22 protein-coding genes are annotated in these 21,111 nt (G+C 63.2%); 7 read left to right on the top strand and 15 right to left on the bottom strand.

The genetic code is table 11. The features are described 5' to 3' along the window. The first annotated feature begins 116 nt into the window (after nucleotides 1-116). The gene (locus QZV93_RS09065) at nucleotides 117-716 is read left to right on the top strand and encodes an Isoquinoline 1-oxidoreductase subunit (protein ID WP_295557819.1); all 600 of its coding nucleotides are present in this window, start codon (nucleotides 117-119) and stop codon (nucleotides 714-716) included. A gap of 48 nt (nucleotides 717-764) precedes the next feature. Here QZV93_RS09065 and QZV93_RS09060 read toward each other — a convergent pair whose 3' ends face one another. The 13 genes from QZV93_RS09060 to QZV93_RS09000 all read right to left on the bottom strand — a co-directional run bounded on the left by QZV93_RS09060 (nucleotide 765) and on the right by QZV93_RS09000 (nucleotide 12,145). After that, nucleotides 765-1,094: a hypothetical protein gene (locus QZV93_RS09060; protein WP_295557783.1), complete on the bottom strand. Its 330-nt coding sequence runs from the start codon at nucleotides 1,092-1,094 to the stop codon at nucleotides 765-767. A gap of 28 nt (nucleotides 1,095-1,122) precedes the next feature. Next, nucleotides 1,123-2,070 carry a YncE family protein gene (locus tag QZV93_RS09055; RefSeq protein WP_295557781.1) on the bottom strand — a complete coding sequence of 316 codons (948 nt, stop codon included), beginning with the start codon at nucleotides 2,068-2,070 and terminating at the stop codon, nucleotides 1,123-1,125. Nucleotides 2,071-2,079: 9 nt separating this feature from the next. Further along, entirely contained in the window at nucleotides 2,080-2,613 is a 534-nt protein-coding gene (locus QZV93_RS09050; protein WP_295557779.1) for an SRPBCC family protein, read from the bottom strand. A 17-nt stretch (nucleotides 2,614-2,630) separates the two neighbouring features. Continuing rightward, complete coding sequence (locus QZV93_RS09045) at nucleotides 2,631-3,593, bottom strand: vWA domain-containing protein (protein ID WP_295557817.1); 963 nt, start codon at nucleotides 3,591-3,593, stop codon at nucleotides 2,631-2,633. Then, on the bottom strand, nucleotides 3,593-4,207 hold the full coding sequence (locus QZV93_RS09040) for a hypothetical protein (protein ID WP_295557777.1): 615 nt from the start codon (nucleotides 4,205-4,207) through the stop codon (nucleotides 3,593-3,595). The genes QZV93_RS09045 and QZV93_RS09040 overlap by 1 nt, the downstream gene beginning before the upstream one ends. Then, entirely contained in the window at nucleotides 4,207-5,208 is a 1,002-nt protein-coding gene (locus QZV93_RS09035; protein ID WP_295557775.1) for a vWA domain-containing protein, read from the bottom strand. Before QZV93_RS09035 ends, QZV93_RS09040 begins: the two co-directional genes overlap by 1 nt. Further along, on the bottom strand, nucleotides 5,205-6,119 hold the full coding sequence (locus QZV93_RS09030; RefSeq protein WP_295557773.1) for a nonribosomal peptide synthetase MxaA: 915 nt from the start codon (nucleotides 6,117-6,119) through the stop codon (nucleotides 5,205-5,207). Before QZV93_RS09030 ends, QZV93_RS09035 begins: the two co-directional genes overlap by 4 nt. Before the next feature lie 3 nt (nucleotides 6,120-6,122). Next, a complete protein-coding gene (locus tag QZV93_RS09025) occupies nucleotides 6,123-6,986 on the bottom strand; it encodes a VWA domain-containing protein (RefSeq protein ID WP_295557771.1) in 864 nt (287 codons plus the stop codon). 4 nt (nucleotides 6,987-6,990) lie between these two features. Further along, nucleotides 6,991-8,040: a MoxR family ATPase gene (locus tag QZV93_RS09020; protein WP_295557769.1), complete on the bottom strand. Its 1,050-nt coding sequence runs from the start codon at nucleotides 8,038-8,040 to the stop codon at nucleotides 6,991-6,993. A gap of 144 nt (nucleotides 8,041-8,184) precedes the next feature. Continuing rightward, a complete protein-coding gene (locus tag QZV93_RS09015) occupies nucleotides 8,185-8,475 on the bottom strand; it encodes a methanol dehydrogenase (RefSeq protein ID WP_295557767.1) in 291 nt (96 codons plus the stop codon). 99 nt (nucleotides 8,476-8,574) lie between these two features. After that, nucleotides 8,575-9,189 carry a cytochrome c(L), periplasmic gene (moxG, locus tag QZV93_RS09010; protein ID WP_295557765.1) on the bottom strand — a complete coding sequence of 205 codons (615 nt, stop codon included), beginning with the start codon at nucleotides 9,187-9,189 and terminating at the stop codon, nucleotides 8,575-8,577. A gap of 29 nt (nucleotides 9,190-9,218) precedes the next feature. Then, complete coding sequence (gene moxJ, locus QZV93_RS09005) at nucleotides 9,219-10,031, bottom strand: methanol oxidation system protein MoxJ (RefSeq protein WP_363156830.1); 813 nt, start codon at nucleotides 10,029-10,031, stop codon at nucleotides 9,219-9,221. Nucleotides 10,032-10,264: 233 nt separating this feature from the next. Next, a complete protein-coding gene (locus tag QZV93_RS09000; protein ID WP_295557816.1) occupies nucleotides 10,265-12,145 on the bottom strand; it encodes a methanol/ethanol family PQQ-dependent dehydrogenase in 1,881 nt (626 codons plus the stop codon). Nucleotides 12,146-12,631: 486 nt separating this feature from the next. Here QZV93_RS09000 and QZV93_RS08995 point away from each other — a divergent pair, with 486 nt between their 5' ends. Together QZV93_RS08995 and QZV93_RS08990 are read left to right on the top strand one after the other, a co-directional pair. After that, nucleotides 12,632-13,120, top strand: a complete 489-nt coding sequence (locus QZV93_RS08995; protein ID WP_295557762.1) for a hypothetical protein — start codon at nucleotides 12,632-12,634, stop codon at nucleotides 13,118-13,120. 23 nt (nucleotides 13,121-13,143) lie between these two features. Beyond that, entirely contained in the window at nucleotides 13,144-13,824 is a 681-nt protein-coding gene (locus QZV93_RS08990) for a response regulator transcription factor (protein ID WP_295557761.1), read from the top strand. A gap of 6 nt (nucleotides 13,825-13,830) precedes the next feature. Here QZV93_RS08990 and QZV93_RS08985 read toward each other — a convergent pair whose 3' ends face one another. Next, nucleotides 13,831-14,460, bottom strand: a complete 630-nt coding sequence (locus QZV93_RS08985; protein ID WP_295557759.1) for a hypothetical protein — start codon at nucleotides 14,458-14,460, stop codon at nucleotides 13,831-13,833. Between the two features lie 107 nt (nucleotides 14,461-14,567). Continuing rightward, a complete protein-coding gene (locus QZV93_RS08980) occupies nucleotides 14,568-15,071 on the bottom strand; it encodes a hypothetical protein (RefSeq protein WP_295557757.1) in 504 nt (167 codons plus the stop codon). 716 nt (nucleotides 15,072-15,787) lie between these two features. Here QZV93_RS08980 and QZV93_RS08975 point away from each other — a divergent pair. The 4 genes from QZV93_RS08975 to QZV93_RS08960 all read left to right on the top strand — a co-directional run. Continuing rightward, on the top strand, nucleotides 15,788-17,704 hold the full coding sequence (locus QZV93_RS08975) for a PQQ-dependent dehydrogenase, methanol/ethanol family (RefSeq protein ID WP_295557755.1): 1,917 nt from the start codon (nucleotides 15,788-15,790) through the stop codon (nucleotides 17,702-17,704). A gap of 187 nt (nucleotides 17,705-17,891) precedes the next feature. Next, nucleotides 17,892-19,757, top strand: a complete 1,866-nt coding sequence (locus QZV93_RS08970) for a quinoprotein dehydrogenase-associated putative ABC transporter substrate-binding protein (protein ID WP_295557753.1) — start codon at nucleotides 17,892-17,894, stop codon at nucleotides 19,755-19,757. A gap of 31 nt (nucleotides 19,758-19,788) precedes the next feature. Further along, entirely contained in the window at nucleotides 19,789-20,754 is a 966-nt protein-coding gene (locus QZV93_RS08965) for a PQQ-dependent catabolism-associated beta-propeller protein (protein WP_295557751.1), read from the top strand. A gap of 84 nt (nucleotides 20,755-20,838) precedes the next feature. Continuing rightward, nucleotides 20,839-21,111 (top strand): response regulator transcription factor (locus QZV93_RS08960; protein ID WP_295557749.1); only part of this gene is annotated, 273 nt, incomplete at its 3' end.

The raw sequence follows: 21,111 nt of genomic DNA, 5'->3' as shown, positions 1-21,111 counted from the left end.
TTTTCCAGCCCGGCACGTTGCCGATATGAGTGGGTAAGGCGCGCGGGGCATGAATGGCCAGCGACACGAGTTCAATCGGTCCTAGGTTCGGCTGCCGGAACACGGTCACGGTGACGATGGCCTGCGCGGTTGCCGCATTGGCAGGGTGGTCGGTATCCGCGGACGAGACGCCTCCACGACAATCGCTAAGACCCATCTCCGCCTTCGATCACCTGCGCGATCCCACTGCACGCTCCGTTGCGCTGTTCGAGGAAGCCGGTCGCGTGATCCAGCACCCGCGGTGCGTGAATTGCCATCCGCCTGGCAACAGACCGGTCCAAGGTGAGGACCATCACCCCCACCAACCCATGGTGACACGCGGCGAGGATGGAATGGGCGCCATCGGAATGCGATGCAACACATGCCACGGGCAAGCGAACTTCGATCCGGCCGGAGTGCGCTACGGGGTGCCGGGCCATCCCCAATGGCATATCGCTCCGATAGAGATGGCGTGGCTCGGCAGGACGCTCGGCGAGATTTGCGAGCAGATCAAGGATCCGCGGCGCAACGGCGGCAAGACCATGCAGGAGCTGATCCATCACATGGCCGAGGATACGCTCGTGGGCTGGGGCTGGGCACCCGGAAAAGGGCGCGAGCCCGCACCAGGGACGCAGAAGGAGTTCGGCGCCCTGATCCAGGCGTGGGCCGATGCGGGAGCGGCCTGTCCGAAATCTTGAATCGAGCCGACGCCTCCGGTCTGAAAGCGCGGCGCCAAAGGCGTCCGACTACATATCGATTTTGGGAAGATTGTCGGGCAGCGTGCCTTCGGGAAGGCACGGGCGCGCGGTGGCCTGGCAGTGAAATTGCCCCTTGGCATCCGTACCGCATTCCAATGCCTGATCGTCGGCGTTGTCCCAGTTCTCGTAGCCGCGGCCGAGTGCGCCTGCGCGCGATGACCACCAGTTTTGTGCGCCTGCCAACGCCTCGTCCTGGGTCGCCCCATACGACCGGCCGCTTTCGATGCGATCACCGCAGTATTTCCCGGCAAACGCAAGGGTCGGAGCCATCAGCGCCAACACTGCGAAAAGAGCGGCCCATCCCGTCCTTATGATCATGACGATGCGTTCCTTGTTGCGATGGCCGTCATGGCCCGCCGTTCCAAACCGCGACGCCACGCGGTCCGGCGGGGCACTTGATGCGCCGAATTTCGGAAAGGTTTCCGAGATCGAGCACCGAGACGTCGTCGGAGAACCAGTTGGCGACGTAGGCGCGCGTCCCCAGGCTATTGATCGCGATGCCCTCGGGGTATCCGCCGACTTTGATGCGGGTCGCGGCGGGATCGGTCTTGCCGAGCACCGCAACCGTGCTCGCTTGTTGGTTGGTAATGAGAAGGCGAGTGCCGTCGGGAGTGACGGCAGCGCCATAGGGCATGGCCCCGCTCGCCAGCGTCTCCGCCACTGCGAGCGCCCCCGTATCCACCACCGAGACTGTGCCGTCCTGGACGTTGCCGATATAGAGCCGCGCCGCATCGGGCGAGAGCGCCATGGCGAATGGCGCACGGCCAACGTGGATCGTCGCTGCAACCGTAAGATCAGCAGTGCGGATCACGCTCACGCTGTCGCTTTCGCGGTTGGCGACGAACAGCAGGCGCTCGTCCGGAGAAAGCAGCACATGGGCAGGCGCACGCCCCACCTCGATGCGGTGCTCGGGCACGCCGCCGGCGGCATCGAGTACGGAGACGTGCGCGCCGTTCCAGTCGCCGACGTAGAGGCGGCCGTCCTTTGCAGCCGCTATGCCGAACGGTGATCCTTGAACCGGGATCGAGCGCACGACACGGCGCGCCGCAACGTCGACTGCGGACACTTTTCCGAGATCGGGATGCGTGACATAGGCGAGCCCGTCCTTCGCACCGAACGCGAGCGCGGCCGGGGCCTTGTCGAGAGCGATGGAGAACGACGGCTTGTCAGCACCGTCGTCGAGTGCGCTCAACGCCGCCCCGGCTTGGCTCAGGACATAGGTGCGCTCGGCAGCGTGCGCCTCGCCCAAGAGCGCGACGGCAAGAAGATAAGCGGCTAAGAGGGTGCGACGCATCGGTGCCCCCTAGCTCTTTCCTTCCACCTTGGCTTTGAGCCCCTTGAGGCCCTCCTGCATGAAGCCCGTCATGGCCTTCACGGCGGCCTCGTCGTTGAGGTTATCGGGCGGGAAGTTGCTGGTGTCGCCGCGGTAGAAACGGCCGATCCACGTCACCTCGCTGCCGTCGCCCGCAGGCGTGACCGCAATCGTCGCCGAGTAGAAGCTCACCGGCAGCGCTTCCAGGTTCTCGGTCGAAAGGCGGTAGCCGTAGCTCATGTCCTTGTCGTTGTACTCGTCGAGTCCTTCGACGAGGTTGCCGGTCTTGAGGGTGATGGTTCGGCTGGCGCCGGTGTCGTTGCCGCCGCTTGCCTCCACCTTCGTGATGGCGGGATTCCAGCTCACGTCGCCGAACGCTTTGAGCGCCTCCCACACCTTCGCGGGCGGTGCCGCAATGGCGATCTTCTCTTCCGCCTTCTGCGGCGTCGGCCCATGTGCAAAGGCGGGTGCGCCTGTCCCGATCCACAGAGCCAGAAGCGCCATCGTGCGTGCAAATAATGACATCGTTGTCCTCGTTCTTTTCAAATACCGATCGGGATGCGACGCGCGATGAGAGGCGCGGCATAGAGGGCGACCAGCAATGCGAGCGCCAGCGCGGCGGCTAAGGGTCGGATGTCGACGGCCACCTCGACGGGGCGTGGGTGGGCATTGCTGGTAATGGCGCTGAGAAGATCCGGCGAGGTGATGAGATCGGCGTGCGCGAGGCCGACCCTGGCGGCAATCGCCGCGAGATGCTCGCTTTTCACGCTCGACAGATGCTCCTCGCCTTGCGGTACGTCGCTGCCGAACGGCGCCCATTTCGGGTGGTAGCCAGGGCGTAGGTGCGCGTCCGGCGGCGGCGGGCCGGAATGGTTCTCCTGCGGCACGTCCATCGGGCCGTAGGTGCCGATCTCGTTGCCGTCGTCGTCGTACTTTGGCATCGGCACCTTGTCCGTGCCGCCGGCGCCGATCACGAGCCCCAGCACCTTTCCAGGTGTGCCCTCGAACTCGGGCAGCGCTCCGCCTGAGGGCAGCGGAGGCGCCTCGTGGCCATCCGTGACGAACACGAGATCGGCCTTGAGATCCGCCGCGATCTCCACCGCATGATAGAGACCCTTGGCGACCATGCTGTCGCCCTCCCACGCCATGCGCCAGTCGAGGTTCTGGATGGCGGTTTCGAGCGGCGCGAAATCAGCACAGACGTCGATCGGGTTGAAGAGCAGGAACGAGCGCCGCTCGGTGAAGACGCCGAGACCGAGCCGCGACTGGCAGGGAAGATCGGCCACCAATCGTTCGAGCGCCGCTTTCGCCGCATCGAGCCGGCTCGCGGGCTTTCCGGCAACGCTCATGTCGCGCGTCGTCATGCTGCCGGTGATGTCGACGATGACGAGGAGATCGTAGACATCGCGCGTCAGCGTCACGCGCGGCAGCAGGATGGCAAGGCATGTGAGCGCGGTCGCCGCGAGCAACGTCCAGAACCGCGCGTCATCGAGCCGCTCGCGCATCACGGCAGCCCTTTCGGTACGCCGGGGAGGTCCGTCCAGAGACGCTTCGGCGCGTCGGGCGGCACGTCCTCGCTGTCCTTTTCGTAGCCCGGGAAATCGCGCACGATGCGCATGGCGACGTCGAAATTGTACTTGATGTCCCAGGCGTCGGGGTCGAGGCGCAACGCCAGGCGGTATTCGTCCTTGGCGAGGCGGGTCAACGGAATGGCCTTGTCGTTATCGGCGCGCTCGACGGCCGCAATCGCGTCGCGGATACGCGCGTTGCCGTGATTGCCGATCAGGCGGGCACGCAGTTTTGGATCGGCGATGGACGAGGAAGCATCGAGCAGCGCCTGCGCCTCTTCGCGTCGGTCGCGCTGGAGCAGGAACTCCGAACGCGCCATCAGCACTTCGCCCGAGGCCGTGCGCGGATCGACCGCGACGTCGTCGCCGGCCTTGAGGGCATCGATGATGCCGTTGTCGTGCCTGATCTCGCTGAGGCGCCACGTGAGCGCCGCGAGCGCCGACACCGAGGCGACGAGCGCCGTCGCCAGCGCCAAGGTGCGCACCTTGCGAAGCCCGGCGCCAACGAGCGACAGCGCGCGGGAAAGACGGCCGGATGGAGCAGAGACCATCACGCGCCCTCCGTCGCTGGAACGAGGCGCACTTCCGCAAGTTTCGCCGCGAGCAGGATCAGCAACCCGACCAGGGCGACTGCAAAGGCGCGCCCCTTGAGATCCTCATGCGGAATGCGCTCGGTATAGGTGATCGGGCTCCGTTCGAGCTTGCTGATCTCCGCGATTGCGTGGCCGACCGCCTCCGGGTTCTCAGCCTCGAAGGCGCGATAAGAGATACCGAGCGACTTGAAGAAGCGGTCGAGGTGGCGCTCGGGCATGGCCTGCGGCGTGTCCTCCTCACCGGGCGCCGGAACGGAGGAGATGCCGGGCGTACCCTCTGTGCGCAGGAACAGCCAGTACAGATTGATGGGCCGGCGCGCGAACGCCGTGCGCAGCGCGTCCTGCACTTTGCGGTCGATCACCGCCGCGCCGTCCGAGACGAGCACGACCACGCGCGCCGCAGGAGACGTATCCGCCTCCTGCATGTCGAGGGCCAGCGCGAGCCCACGCCCGACGTTGGTGAAGGCGAGGCCCGGCCTGTCCATGGCGTCCACCGCCGCCAGCACCGCCTCCTTGTGCTCGGTCATCGGCAGCACGTGCATCGGCGAGGTGGAGAAGGCGGCAACGCCGACGAGGTCATGCTGCCGGCGCAGAATGAAGTCTTTGAGCAGCCGCCGTGCAGCAGCCGACTTGCTCTCCTCGCCGCCCTCCGGCGCCCGCCCGGCGAACGTATTGTCCATGCTCGACGAGCGATCGATGAGGAGCACGATGTGCGCCCCTTCGCCGGTCTTTTCGATGGTGCGCCCGAGTCCGTGCAGCCCGCCGATACCGAGGATCAGCGCCGTGATCGCGAGCGCACCCGCGAGCCGCAGCACCCAATCGACAGCAACTGAAACCGGATCGGTCTCGATATCCTCGATGGAAGGAAAGTTCTGCGGCACCTGCGCCGAGCGCAGCAGAGGCAGCAGCGCCAGAGGCAGCAGAAGCAGCACCATGGGCGTCGAGAGACCGAAGTTCATCGCGCGGCCCTCTCTTGCCGCGCGAGTGCGGCTGCAAGCGCGCGAAGATCGGTCGGTGGCAGGTCCGTCTCGCCCTCCCGTTGCGCCTCGCCGAAGAACACGGACCGCGAGGCGGAGAAAAAACGCTCCACTTGCAGTCGCGTCTCGTCGTGCTCGGGATGCGCGGCAAGGAAGACGTCGATGTCGCCCGCAAGCAGCCGTTGCCCGGAGGCCGTGTCGAAGGCGCGATGCAGCGCGATCAGCGCGGCCCGGTATCCGTCGGCGCCGCCAAGAGCCAGCGCGCGCCCAACATCGCGCACGGCACGCGAGAACGGCCGAGCCGGCCGTCGATGGAATGGCCACCAGGCGAGATCGCGTGCGAGCAGCGCGAGAAAGAGCGCGGATAACGCGGCCGCAAGCAACGCTGCGGTGCCCAGATGTCCCGACCGCCGATGCTCGACCGGGAAATCGGGCCGCAGGAACGTCTCGGACGTCTCGCCGCTCTTCTCGGGAAAAATCTCGCGCAATGGCGACATCAGGAATGTGAACGGCGGAATGGCGACGGTCTCGCTTCCGTTCGGTCCGCGCACCGCGATCTCGGTGGCCGGGATCGTCTGCTTTCGTGGATCGATCGGCGCGTAGAACGCCTGATAGGTGAGATTCAGCGTATGCAACCGCCCGTCGCCATGCCGTTTAGACGTCTGGTCGATGCTGCGCAGCTCGAGCCAATAGTTCGACGCTCCCGTGCGCGGCAGCGACGCGGGCACGATCTCGTCATCGGCGCCGGTCTCGATCTCGATCGTGCGCACCAGTGTATCGCCGAGGAAGTAGCCGAACGCCCGCGGCTCGACCGTGTGCACGGCGCGCACCTCGGCGGCCGTATCCCGCACGAGTGCAACGAGCATCAGCAACGCGAGGACGGCGCGCAGCATGGCTCACGCTCCTGCGGCAAGATGGGCGCCGAGGCGATCCCAGGCGATGCGATCGGTGATCTCGAACGGCTCGCGCCCGTGGCGTGCGGCAAGCGACCGGAAGAACGCCCGGCGGGCCTCGATCCTCCGTTGCCATTCCGCTTTGAGTGCCGGCCTCATGACCACGAGACGCCGCCGGCCCGTTTCGAGATCGGCAAGCTCGAACAAACCCCAGGAGGGGAGCGTCGCGCTCTCTCGCGTATCGGCGACGCGGATGGGAACGACGTCGTGACCGGACAGTGCCGCGAACAGCGCTTCGAGCTGCACCTCGGACAGCAGGAAGTCGGAGACGATGACGACGAGACTACGCTTGCGGCCGATCTTGCCGGCCGCTTCGACGAGGCCCGACGCTCCTTTTCGCTTGGGAACATAAGCCCGCAACGCGGCAAGCATGGTCTCTTCCCCGGTGCGTGAGCGGGTCGGTGGCACCGAAAGCGCGTCGTGCACCTGATCGTCGGCCGCATAGAGCGCGAAGGTATCGCCGGCCCGCCGCGCGGCTGCGGCGAACACTTGGGCGAGGTCCGCCGCGAGTGCCATCTTGCGCGCCGCACCGTGGAAGCCCATGGAGCCCGACACATCGAGCAGCAGGGTGACGCCGATCTGGCTCCGCTCCTCGAAGCGCCGCACATGCAACATGCCGAACGGATCGCGCAGCGTCTGGCGCAGGTCGATGCGGCGCGGATCGCGATGTTCAAGCAACGTCGCGAGATCCCGGAACAATCCGCCCGCTCCGGATTGCGTGCTGCGATGCGCGCCCTGCCGCAGCGCGCGGCTGCGCCAGATGATCTGGTACGGGAGATCGACCGGAGGCGCGACGGTCATCGACATGACCTCATGGCACGGGCACCGTCTCGAACAGCGCATCGACCAGCTCCCGCGCGATGGTCTCGCGGCGCATCTCGTAGACGGGCTCAAAGAAGATGCGGTGCGCCATGGTCTCGAAGAAAACCTCACGCACGTCCTCGGGGACGGCCATCGTGCGCCCATCGAGCCAGGCGGCAACCCGCGCCGCCCGCACGAGGTAGGAGAGGCCGCGCGGACTTGCGCCGGCCGAGACGAGGCGCGTCGTGTCGACACCGGGGATCTCGATCCCCGCTTCGCCCGGATTGCGCACGGCCTGCCAAAGGTTGAGCACATAGCTCTCCAGCGCAGCGCTGGTCTTGATCTCGCGCTGGATGGCGCCAGCCACTTCGTTGAGCTCGGCGTAGCCCAGAATGCCTTCCGTGAGTTCGCCGATCAGCCGGTCGCCGTCGTGAAAGCGGGCATCGAACGCGAGCGCGCGTCGCACCTCAGGATCGCTCGGCGTCGCAATGGACACCTCCATTAGGAAACGGTCGCGTGCCGCCGCCGGCAATTCGAAAGTCTCCTCCCGCTCGACGCGATTGCGGTCGGCGAACACGACCAGATGCGGAAAGCGGAACTCGCGGTTGAACGCCGAGACGCTGCGCTCGGCCATGATGCGTAGGAGCAGGGAGTGAACTTGAGGCCGCGCGCGGTTGATCTCGTTGAAGAAGAAGATGGCGAGGTTATCGCCTGCCCTAAGGACCGGACCTTCCTCGACACGCGGTCGTCCATCTTCGGCGAGATACGTATGATAGACGAGATCGCCGGGCATCAGATCGATGGTGCCCTCGATGCGCTCGTAGGCCCCGCCCACGCAACGCGCGGCGGCCCGCAACAGCGTCGTCTTGCCGACGCCGACATCGCCCTCAAGGAGGACATGGCCGCGCGCAAAAAGCGCGATGGTCAACAGACGGATGACACGGCCCTGGCCGACCACCGCCTTTCCCACCTCGGTCTCGAATTTCAGCGCGCGTTCGCGCCAAGCGCGCAAGTCCATGCGCCCGGCAACATCGCCGGCGTTCATCCCATCGTGCGGCATCAGAACCTCACGGGCACACGGGGCCGAACCGCCGCCTCGGTAAAAAGGAGGTGCGGCCGAAGCCGCACCCCAAGAACCCTCGGAGAGGAAGCAGAGCACCCTTGCAAGCGTGGCACTGCAGCCGAGGAAGTCGAACGTCCCGAACTATTGAATTTTGGTGACGTCGTAGACCCACTTGCCGGTCTTCTGGAAGTGCGCGGAACGCTTCGCGTTGCGAGCCGCCTGGTCGTCAAGCGACTTCTGCTGCTTGGCGAGCTCGGCGGGGTTGTGCTTCGGGTCGTACTTCGAGCCGGCGACCTTCTCCGGGTAGCCGGGCTTCGGCTCCCAGCAGACGCCTGCGGCCTTGCACTTGGTGCCGTCGTAAGCACCGGCAACACCGGCACCGACGGCGAGGATCACCGCGCTTGCGGCGAGCGTCACGATAGACTTCTTCATGGGTCAGTTCCTCCAATCCACGTCTTCAACTTCGGGCGGTTCAATCCGCCTTTGACACCCGCGCGCCGCCGGATGCGCCCCTGTGAGGCGCATGACCGGCTAGTTAGCGGATACCTTGCACTCGCCCGCGTCGGCAGGAGCCGCAGCCGTCTGCGTGCTCTCTCCCCCCTCGGACGTGTGTTCCGGAGCCTTGTACGGAGCAAACGTCTTCTTCTGCTCCTCGGTCAGCCACGCTGCTTCCGCCACATCACCTGTGTAGAGGTGACGGATCCAGGCGATCACCTTCAGGATTTCGTCGAGCGGCAGATCGTTGTGCGGGCCCATCATGCCTTGCGCGCCGCCGTAGATCGTCTCGAAGAGGCCCTTGTCCGTCGTGTTCTTCGGATAGGTCCAGTAGGCGTCGTTGAGCCCAGGGCCGACCTTTCCTTCGCCGACATGTCCATGGCAGCCGGAGCAGGAGGTGAGATATATCTCCTCGCCTTTGGGCAGGCAGGCCTTCACCTCGGTGTAGAGGTTGATGCCGCTTTCGAGGAACTTCTTGACGGCCTCGGTATCGCGCCCCTCAGGAGCGGCCGTTTCCGGCACCTTCAAGTCCTCTCCCGTGATCGTGTTGCGGAATTCCTCGGCCGACACGGCCGTGATCCCCAACGCTCCCGCCAGCACCACGGCCGACGCCCAGATTGACTTCACCTTCTTCATTCGCTTGGTCGCCATCCGTGTTTGTCTTGCGTTTCGTCTTCCGTTCACGAGCGCGGCAGACCCGCCACGATCGGGATACCCTCGTCCTTCAAAATCTCCTCGATCTTCGGCTTTGCCTTCTCGAGTGCCAGATCGAGGGCCGAGAGCAGCGCCGTATCGTCCTTGCGCACCCCCAACGACTGATCGAAATGGTGCGGAACCTTCTCGCCGTCGCCGCGCACGTTATTGTCGGGGATGATCGTCAGGAACACCTTGTCGGAGGCCTTGGCGTAACGCGCCACCTCTGGTGCGAAATTGACGGCCACCTCAGCCGTGCCGTCGGCGACCTCGTTGACCATGCGCTGTGGCGGGATGCGCGTGAACTTGTTGCGCTTGTCCTGGAAGTTGGTCAGTGAGTGCATGTAGTTGAATTGCTCGCGGAAAAGCCCGAGCTTCTCGAGCATGATCTGCGCCGGTGAACCCGGCGTGAAGCCGATCTTCGCCGCCTTGGCCAGATCCGGGCTGTTCCAATCCTTGATGTCGAGCTTGGTGTCTTTGCGCTGAATGAAAACGTAGGGCGCACGGTAGTAGGGCTTCGTAGTCGCCACGCGCTCATCGCCCGTGTCGAGCCCCATGACCACGTCGCACATCTTCATCTCGAGCTGATCGCGAACGATGTAGATGCTGGGCCGCGAGAAGAACACGAACAGCGGCTTGCGGCCGAGCGCATCGGCGACCGCGACGGCGATCTTGTTCTCGAAGCCGGACTTGTCGACATGCGAGTAGGGGAGCTCGTCGGCCGCGGCGCAGATGCGCAGCACGTCCGAATTGGAAGTCGAGAGCGCGTCTTCGTCGGCTGCATTTGCTGGAGCTGTCACGGCGCCAATCGCGAGAAGCGGCGCCACCAGGAAAGACTGCAAGGAACGCAAGCGACTTGAGGCTGGACGCTTTACGGGGGTCATCTTGGAATTTCCTCTTTTGGCGAGCCGGCCGTCTTCTTTGCTGTTGCCGGTCGTGAGCAGCAGCGCGCGGCATACGGCGTGATTATTTGGCTTCGGCGATCGCCGCAGCGCCACGGAGGGCGCTGCGGCAGTCTTCGCGTCAGATCCGATCAGCCTTTGCTGTCGAATTCGCCGACGTTGATGTCCTCAGAGTAGGGATTCTTGCCGTCGAGCGAGAACACCTGGAGGCCACCGCCCATCTGCGTGTAGTTCTGCAGGTTCTTGAAGGCGCCGACGGCACCGAGGCCGGCAGTCGGATCCTGCAGATCGAACACGAGACCAACGCCCGGCCAGCCGCCGACGCCGTACATGATGGCGACGTACTGCGTGCCCTTGTGCTCATACGTCATCGGGTGACCGATCACGCCCGAGGGAAGCTTGTACTTCCAGAGCAGTTCGCCGGTATCCGAGTTGCGGGCCTTGATGAAGCCGTCCAGCGTTCCGTAGAACACCAGGTTGCCTGCGGTCGACATGGTGCCGCCCCAGACGGAGAAGCGCTCCATCTTGTCCCACTTGTACTCGCCGGTGATGGCGTTGTAGGCCTTGATCTGGCCGAGGCCGAGATAGTTCTGACGATCGCCCTTCGGGCCCGGATACATCCACAGCGTGGCGCCGACGAAGAACTGGCCGGCACGATAGGGAAGCATGAAGGGCTCCCAATCCATGCAGATGTGGTTGATGCCCATGAAGAACAGTTCCTTCGTGGGATCGTAGGAGTCGTGCCCCTGGTTGTGGTAGCCCATGGCCGACGGGCAGATCTCTTTGCCCTTATGATCCATGCGCGTGCCGAACTCGGGATCGCGAACCGGAAGGCCCGTCTTGAGATCGACCTGCTTCACCCAGTTGACCGTATCGTCGAGCTTGTTGGCCGAGATCAGGTCGCCGTTCTCGCGGTCGAGCGTGTAGACGATGCCGTTACGATCCGGGTGCGTCAGAAGCTTGCGCTTCTTGCCAGCCTTGTCCGTCTGCTCCGAAAGGATCATGACGTTGACGCCGGCGTAGTCCCACTCGTCGTGCGGGGTCTTCTGATAGCCGAACTTGGCCTTTCCGGTGTCCGCATCGCGGCCCCAGATGGTCATCGTCCACTTGTTGTCGCCCGGACGCATGGTCTCGTTCCACGGCGCCGGGTTGCCCGAGCCATAGTGGAAGAGGTTCGTCTCGGGGTCATAGGCGTACCAGCCCCAGTTCGTGCCGCCGCCGATCTTCCAGGCGTCGCCTTCCCAGGTGCCCGTGCCAAGGCCCTTCTGGCCGTAGTGCGGGTTTGCGCTGTTGAAGTCGTCCGCGAGGCCGACCTCGTTATCGGGACCGGTCGCGTAGACGCGCCAGACCTGAGCACCGGTCTTGACGTCGTAAGCCGTCGTGTGACCGCGGACGCCGAGCTCGGCGCCGGACGATCCGACGAGAGCCAGATCCTTGATCACGTACGGCGCCTGCGTCAGCGTCTGGCCGACCTTGATGTCGCCGTTCTCGACCTTCCAGAACTCCTCGCCCGTCGCGGCGTTCAAAGCCACGAGGTGTCCGTCGAGCTGGGTCTTGATGATGAGGGCGGGGACCTTTCCGTCGCCCGGCCAATAGGCGAGGCCGCGGTTCACGAGATCGCAGCAGGCGACCGAGCGAGCTGCCGGATCCTGCTTCGGCTTGTGCTGCCACAGGATATGTCCGGGATCGTTGAGGTCGAGCGCGAACGTGTTGTTCGGGAACGACGTGTGGACGTACATGACGCCATTGACGACCAGCGGCGTTCCCTCATGCCCATGCAGAAGACCGGTCGAGAACGACCAGGCAGCGCGCAGCTGCTTGACGTTCTCGGTGTTGATCTGCGTGTTGGGGCTGTAGTTTTGCGAGCTGTAGTTCTTGCCCGGCATGATCCAGTTTTCGTTGCTCTTCGACAGCTCGTTGAGCTTGTCGTTTGCCAACGAAGCGGATGCCATGGCGACCACCAGCGCGACGCCAGACGCGCCTGCCAGCAGCCCTTTACCAAGGTGCTTCATCATTCCCAAAACCTCGCGTTTTCCATCCCAAGGCCAAGGCCGCACTGCCGCCGCGCTGCGAAGGGAACGCCCAACGAGCACGTCTGCGGAGTCCGCCTCATTCCATCCCGCAATGCCGCCGATCGAAATCAACGGACATTGCGCACGCCTCGATACGCTGCACCGACAACAGCTTGTTCCGCCGAGTTCGGTCGTGCATTTCGAAACGCGAGCGCACGCTAGACTGCGACTTTGGTCGCGGTCTCTAGTCCGACTGGCAGACATCGGCAGGACAAATTTGCAAACGGGCCGGGCTCGCCCGTAGGTCAGCCAAAAACGTAACTATGTAACAAAATTGTGATCGCATCCTCGTGTCGTCTTGTGGTGTTTCAATTGGGATGCGCGACGCAAGCATGCGCGCGGGAAGCGAACCGCATGGAGGCACGACGACACGTGCTCGGCAGTTTTTATAATCTCATGACACCTTCGCGCGGAGGCCGGGCCGCTGTGCGATCGCTCGTTTGCCTTATGTGCCTCGCCGTCGCCGGTTGCGGAGAGGAGGCGCCTCAGTCCGGCGAGCGGCGCCATGTCAGCGGCGACGCGGGTGGTGCGCATCATGTTGGATGGCTCGAGGTTTCAAGCCCGATCAGTCCGGCGCAATGGCTCGCGAGCCGGGGTGAGGCAAAGCCCCGGCCCTTCAGCGACCCCGAGGTGCAGCGAATTGCCGGATTGCTTGCGGTAGCCCACATCCGCTATCGCGAAAGCGAACGCATGGTTGCCAATCGATCGGTACAGGTCTCCGACATGCTGCATGGGATCGGTATTCGCGAACCCGCAAGCAGTATCCTCGAAGATCTCGCCGGCATCGGCGGCGAGGTCGGACAGACGGAGGGATTCGGCTCCATCAGCCAATACTATTTCAATCTGCGAGCCGCCAGCACGAGCCGCGCGGACGCGCTGGAAACGCTCAAAGCCCGCTACGGGTCGAAGTCGTGAAGTGAAGGGACGGACAAACACCAATGCAACTTGCCATGCAAAGCGCCGAGCCGCTCCGTGTGCTCATCATCGACGACCATCCCTTCGTTCTGCAAGGGTGCGCCCGCATCCTCGAGGAGGCCGACATCGCCCGCGTCTTGCAGGCCGGCGGGCTCGCCGACGGCTACCGCCAGTATCGCGCCCATCATCCGCACGTGATCATCGTCGACCTTTCGATAAAAAGCGCGGCGCTGGGCGGTCTTTCGTTCGTGCGTCGTCTCAGACTGCACGACAGGAAGACGCCGATTCTCGTGCTCAGCATGCACAGCGATCCCATGATCATCAGGCGCGCGCTCGAGGCCGGAGCGACGGGCTACCTCCTCAAGGATGCGCCTTCGGAGGAGTTTCTCAGGGCGTTCCAGACGGTGCGCCAGGGGAGGCCGTATCTCAGTCACGAGGTCGCGTCCGAGATCGCGTTCAGCGAGACACGTCTCAATGCGAGCCCCCTGCAGGCGTTGACGGTTCGCGAGCTGCAGACGCTCTCCCTGATCGCCGAGGGCAAGGCCTATGGCGTGATCGCGGAGGAGCTTAACATCAGCTACAAGACGGTCGCCAACACGACATCGCAGATCAAGATGAAGCTCGGTGCCCGCAGCCTGCCGGAGCTGATGCGGATCGCGATCCAGCACCTGCCCGGCCCATCGGGACGGCGCGGCAAAGACTAGACTGTCTTACCCCGGCGCGTTGATGGTGATGTCGGACGGAGTGCTGAACGTGCCGTCGAAGAGGCGCGTGTCGGAGCCGTCGCCTTTTGTCACCACATTGCGCGCCGGCAATCCCGAGGCCTTGTCAATGTAGAGCGTCTGGATGTTCGCCGGCCCGGCAGGTGCCGCCTTGTCGCCCTTGACGGCCTCTTCGGCAGACGCCGGCAGAGCGGCCTTGTAGGCGAGATAGCTTTTTCCCTCGAACGTCGAGTCGCCGAGGCACTCATAGGCGAGTGTGCTCTTGGACGGCTCTGCGACGGTTTCCTTGAGCTGCTTGGAAATGACCTCGGCAAAGTTGGCCGGAACTTCCGACCAACCCTGCCCTTGGTTCGACCAGACCTTCCCGCCGATGGCGATGGTCTCCATCTTCTGCTCCTGGCTGCCGAGCGCCACGCGTTGATGCATGCGGTCGGGAAGCTGATAGTCGACCGTCATGCGCAGCGTGCCCTGCTGCTCATTGACGATGGTCGTTTCCAGGCGGAAACCCTTGCTGGATCGGAGCTTCGAGAAGGCCTGATCAACCTCGGCCTTGCAGTCGGCGTGCGCGGAACCGCAGGACGCGATGGCGATGAGGGCGGCGGCAGCAAGAACTCTCACGGTCTATCTCCGATGTCGTGGCAAATGCGAATGCTCATGACGCAGCGACAGTGCGCAGTCATGGCAGAATAGCGTGCGACTTTTTCCCAGCCGATGTCGTGGCATCGTCAGGGCGCGGACGCGTTCTTGAGTTCTTTGGCGAGCGTGGCGCCCGGTGCCGGATACGTGTTGCGCTTATGCAGCCAGTCGGCGATCTGAGCCAAACGATCGCTCGTGATCGGCTCGTCGGGTTCGGCGACACGCGCGACGAAGAAACCGCTGCCGGCGCGCACGCCCGCCCACTTGGAGCCGTCCCACGCGACGTATCCGATCAGCCCGCTCGACGTCGTTTCGCTGCCATCCCCCACGGCGAACGTGCCCGCGTCCGTGTTCCACGCGCCGGTGAGACAGCGTCCATCCCATGCCACGTACTGGATCGACGTGTGAGCATCCCCCAGCGATTTTCCGGGCAGGCTCAACGAGAAGTGGCTCTCCCGCCACCGCGCCGTGATGTGCTGGCCGTCGCAGCTTCTGAAATTGAGCTTGTTGTCTTCGAAAGCGAGTGTCGAGGCAGCGGCAGGCGCCGGTGCGAACAGAAGCGCGACCAGAAACTGCCGAGGCAAAAGACGCATATCGACCATCCTTCGTTGGGTGCGATCGCGCGGGTTACGCGAATGTCGGCGTGGCGAAAACAAAAATCGGGACGCAATCAAATGAGATCAAGATGAGAAATGCGTCCCGGTGTCGGCATAACGCGAACCGGAAAGGGGCGAGAGGGCGAAAATCCTCACGCGTGGCAGCGCTCATGCAAATGGATGCAGGCAGATTTGGCAGCCGATACGTAACAGGCGGTCGATTGCGTGATGGCGCTTCAAGCAATCTGTTCTTCCGTCTCGTCTGTGCCGAGAGATCATCGGAGCAGATGCAAGTGGCGGTGGGCAAATGCGGGGGCGTTTCAAGCCACTACTCACAATTTCGTTATCGGGAAACTTGGCAATCCACATCGGGAGGTCATCCCATAGTGCAAGTCATTGGTCTTTCCTAAGGTCCGGCTGCTTGCAGGATGGCTGGGGCGCCGAGAAAGCCGCTCTCCTCCTTGGGTTCTCCCGGCGCCCGGCTTTTCCGCAAAGCAAGCAGCGAGTTCCGCCGCGAGGAGGTCAGCACTTAGCGAACGGCAAATTTGAATGCGCAGGACCATCACGGCGAGAGCGCCGTCGGTGTCGTTTTGCGCAGCGTGAGATCTCGTTTCTGGAATTGGGCCGGATAACGAGATGAAGCGGGTTTCGGAGACCGGCCGATTTTGAGTTTTGCCGCCCGAAACGCGCCTAGAGGTAGGAGAGGAAATCGAATGAAACATAAACTAGCATTCCTGGCGGGCGGCCTTTTGGCCCTCTCGCTAGGCTTGTCGGGAGCAGCATTGGCCCAATCGGCCTCTGCTGAGATCGACGAGCGCGTGAAGAACGAGAACCTGTGGCCCGCGCCGGGTCGAGACAACAGGCTGACGCGTCACTCGAGCTTGAAAGACATCAACACGTCGAACGTCGCCAAGCTGCAATTCGCTTGGTCGCAGTCGACCGGCGCGCTGCGTGGCCACGAGGGTCAGCCCGTGGTCGTCGAGCACAACGGCAAGCCGATGATGTACTTCTCGTCGGGCTGCCCCAACATGGCCCAGTGCAACATTCTACAGGCTCTCGATTTGACGGATCCGGACAACCCGGTCCAGGTTTGGAACTACGTCAAGACGACGGATCGCGATGAATCGGCCGTGCCGCGCGCCTGCTGCGACACCGTCCATCGCGGTGTAAACTACGCCAAGGGCAAGGTGATCTATCACACACTCGACGGCTTCGTGATCGCCCTCGACGCGACGACCGGTAAAGAAGTGTGGGTCGTGAAGCACGCCTATCCCGAGCACGGCGAAACCATCACCGGTCCGACGTTGATCGCGGAGGATCTCGTGGTCGCTGGATTCGGCGGCGATGAGTTCGCTGCCCGTGGCCGCCTGACGGCATACGACATCGAGACCGGCAAGGAAGTATGGAAGTGCCATGCGACCGGCCCGGATAAGGATGTCTGTCTGACGGGCGAAAGCAACAAGGCCAACCCGCACTTCGGCACGGCCGGCACGGACATAGGCGTGACCTCTTATCCTTCGCGCGAAGGTCAGAAAGACCATCCGGAAGGCGAGTGGAAGATCGGCGGCGGTTCGTACTGGGCATGGGGCAGCTACGATCCCGAGCTCAAGATGATCTTCTGGTCGACTGGCAACCCTGGTCACTGGAGCCCAACCTATCGCTGCTCTGCCAAGACGCACGACGAGTGCAACGATGGCAAGCACGATAACAAGTGGTCGATGACCACCTTTGCCCGCAAGGTCGATACCGGAGAGGTCGTCTGGGCCTATCAGATGACACCGTTCGATCAGTGGGACTACGACGGCGTGAACGAGAACATTCTCGTTGACGATCTGGATGTCGATGGCAAGAAGTACAAGGCGCTCGTTCACTTCGACCGCAATGGCTTCTCCTATGTCCACGACCGCACCAACGGCACGCTTCTTCGTGCAAGCAAGTTCGTGACTGTTGACTGGGCCGAGAAGGTCGATCTCAAGACCGGCCGTCCCATCAAGGTCCGCGAGCACTCTCCGTTCGAAATCGGCCGCAACACGCCGGCTTGCCCTTCCGCCATGGGCGGCAAGGACCAGCAGCCGTGCTCGGTTGACCCGAAGGAGCCGAACAAGTTCTACTGCCCCACGAACAACTGGTGCATGGAGGACGAGCCTCAGGAGCGCACGCACACGCAGCAGGGCACGGTTTACGTGTTCGCAAACGTGTACATGTATCCGGAGAAACCTGGCATCGCCGGCAAGATCAAGAAGTTCGACGTCGTGACGGGCAAGGCCGACTGGGAGATTCCGGATCCGTATCCTAACTGGTCGGGCACCATGAACACCGATGGCGGCCTGATGTTCTACGGTTCGAAGAGCGGCCACTTCCGTGCTGTCGATCGCAAGACCGGTAAGGTGCTGTGGCAGAAGAAGCTCGGCTCGGGCATCATCGGCAACCCCATCACCTACAAGGTCAAGGGTAAGCAGTACGTCTCGATCTTCGCTGGTCTCGGCGGCTGGATCGGCATTCCCGTCACCGCAGGTCTCGACATGAACGACAAGTTCGGCGCGATCGGTGCGACGGCGATGGCGAAGGCCACCGGCCTCGACAAGATCCCGCAGGGCGGCGAACTCTACACCTTCGCTCTCAGCGAGTGATTGCTCGGTCATGAACGACAGGACGCCCGGCGATGAATGTCGCCGGGCGTCTTGCTGTCGCGTGTCCCGCAGTCGCTAGAAGTCGATGTTCCAACGCGCGCAATTGTGATCGCGCAACGGACTGATCCGGACTTGCGAAACAGGTCTCGCACAACTAATAGCAACAATATAACATTATAGGTGACGCGTGAGAAAGCTGTCGCACGCCCTGCTGTCTGTCTCTCTGCTGGCGCCGCTCTGCTTCTTGGCGCCGATCGGCGCGGCCCCTGCCGTTTCCCAGGAGCGCGAGACCGAGAGGGCGGCTCTGCGGTCGTACACGAAGAACAAGACGTTCGACGAGCTCACCGCTGCCGAGCACACCAAGGCTCGTCAGGATGCGCGCACTCGCAAGCTATCGACGCCACTGCGCGTTTGTGCCGATCCGGGAAACATGCCGCTCTCGTCCAACCAGGCAGACGGATATCAGAACAAGATCGCGAAGATCATCGCCGAGGATCTCGGAACGCACGCGAGCTTCTTTTGGCGCCCCTATCACGAGCGAGGATTGACGCGCGAGACGTTCCAGAACAACGAGTGCGATATCCTGATGGACATGCCGGTGGCGCTGCAGGATCTCCTCACGTCAGATCCGGTTTACAGCACGACCTACGTCTTTGCCTATCGCGCCGACCGCAACATCAAGATCGAGAGCCTCGACGACCCGATCTTGAAGACGCTCAATATCGGCGTCTTTCAGCACTCCGGCCTGCGTGAGGCGCTAGAACGGCGCGGGATCAAGGATCTCGATCTTCATATCATCGCCTATGACACGGACTTGCAGCCGAAGAATCAACCCTGGCAGCAGGTGCAGAAGGTGATCGACGGCAAGCTCGACGTGGCTGGTGTCTGGGGCCCGTTCGCCGGCTGGCTCAAGGTGCAGAAAAACGCGCCGATCGTCATTCAGCCTGTGAACCTCTGGGAGAATGAGGTGCCAATGGAGTTCGAGCTCGGCATCGGCATGCAGCGCAATCAGGTCATGTTGAAGTACATGATCGATTGGTCGCTGACGCGCACCAGAGACAAGATCGCGGCCGTCCTGAAGGAGTATGGCGTGCCGCTCGTGAAGTGCTCGCGCTGCGCCGTCGATGGCGATCTCCCGGCCCACGGCTCGTACTACGATCGCATCCGCAAAGTTTCCCAGGATCGTTTCCTGAAAGAAGCCGATCACATCAAACAGACCGAACTGGCGACGCCGGATCAGATCGTCGACGAAGCCCGACTCGAGAAATGGCTCGCAGAGGGTGCCGATATCAACCAAGAGCTGGTCAACGCGATTACGGGCAATGACGCAAATCGCGTGCGGTTCCTCATCAAGAAAGGCGCTGACGTGAACGCGCGCGATTCGGGTGGGTTCACGCCGCTCGATACGGCCGCGCGCAACCGCGCGACGACCCTCGTCGAAATCCTGATGGACGCGGGCGCGGATGCCAACAGCCCCGATGCCGACGGGTTTTTCCCGCTGCTACACGCCATAAATCGCAACCATGTTCCCACGGTGGAGATGTTGGCGAAGAAGGGCGCAAACCTCGAGCTCAAGACCAAGCAGGGCATCACGCCCCTTTCATGGGCGATCGGTGATGGAAAGTATTTCGCCGCAAAGGCGCTGATCGACGTTGGTGCCGATGTCAATTCGCGATCAGGCTATGAAGACGTAACGCCACTCATGGTGGTCGCGACACAACTCGCCGCCAAGACGCGGTCCGGCAATCTCGCCCAGGGTCCGCAACCGCTCGATCTCGCGCGCGCTCTGATCGACAAGGGCGCCGACGTCAAACGGTTGTCGAAGGACGGCGTCACCGCGCTCATGATCGCGGCCGGTCACAACAACGCGCCCATCATCGGCCTGCTGGTCGGCGCCGGTGCCGATCCTAACGCCAAGAACGCGCACGGTCAGACGGCACTCGACATCGCGACTAGCGCCGGCTTCGACGCGGCCGTCGGTGCGTTGAAGTTCCTGTCCAAGACGAGTGGCGCTGCCGTAAAGGCCGCGCCCATGCCGGCAGGACCCAATTGACGAGCGACGACGACGCAACAGAAGGCGCCAAATGCAGATCAAGATCATCGCTACCGCCGCAGCGCTTCTCATCGCAGCGCCAATCCCCGCCGCCGCCCTGACGATCTTCGTGACCAACGAGAAGGACAATACCGTCACCGTTCTCGACGAGAGCCTCAAGGTGGTGAAGACCATCCCCACCGGCTTGCGTCCCCGCGGTATCCGCATAACCCCCGATCACAAGGAAGTGCTGATCTGCATAGGCGACGACAATCGCCTGGATGTCATCGATACCGAAAAGCTCGAGATCACGCGCACCCTCAACTCAGGGCCGGACCCCGAGCTGCTCGACGTCGACCCCGATGGCAAGCGTGTCTACATCGCCAACGAGGACGAAGGCTACGTGACCATCATGGAGCTTGCAGACGGCAAGATGCTCGCCGAGGTCATGATCGGCGTCGAGCCGGAGGGCATGGCCGTGGCGCCCGACAACAAGATCACCGTCGCCACGTCCGAGCAGACGAGCATGGCGCACATCATCGATAACGGCACGTTCGATGTCCTGCAGAACATCCTGGTCGATACCCGCCCGCGCGAGGCCCAGTTCACCAACGACGGCCGCCACGTCTGGGTCTCCTCCGAGATCGGCGGCACGGTATCGGTCATCGATCCCAAGACCTACAAGGTCGTGAAGAAGTTCGGCTTCGAGATCCCGGGCGTGAACCCGGAGCTGATCCAGCCGGTCGGCATCGAGATGTCAAAGGATGGCAAGCTGGCGTTCGTCGCGCTGAGTCACGCCAACCGCGTTGCCGTGGTCGATACCGAAACATTCGAGGTGAAGAGCTACATCCTGGTCGGTCAGCGGCCGTGGCACATGGCCGTTCATCCTAACGGGTCGCTGCTCTATGTCGCCAACGGGCTGACCAACGACATGACCGTGGTCGATATCGCCACCTTGAAGCCGCTGCGCTCGGTACCGGTCGGCCGCCTGCCGTGGGGTATTGCCGTAAAGCCTTGAAGGCATTGAGAACGGGAAATTATCCCACCTGTTTGAGGTCCGCCGGGAGTGATACCCTCCCGACATGCGAGGAGATCTTGCCGCATGAAAATTCTGATTGTCGATGATCACGCTGTCGTGCGCGAGGGCATTCGCCGTCTGCTCTCCACCATTGCGGGTTCAGAAATTCACGAGGCCGCAACCTCGCAGGACGCGATGGCACTCTCGCGCTCGCTCAATCCCGACGTTGTCGTGCTCGACATCAATCTCGACGGAGCGAGTGGGCTCGAGCTGCTCCGCCGGCTCAAGGCTGAGAATATCGCCTCCCGTGTCGTCATGTTTACCATGCACTCCGAGCCGAGCTACGCCATGAGAGCG

Origin of the sequence: uncultured Hyphomicrobium sp., assembly GCF_902826555.1 — a bacterium.
GTDB lineage: Bacteria > Pseudomonadota > Alphaproteobacteria > Rhizobiales > Hyphomicrobiaceae > Hyphomicrobium_C.
This window is presented reverse-complemented; position numbering and strand designations above follow the sequence as displayed.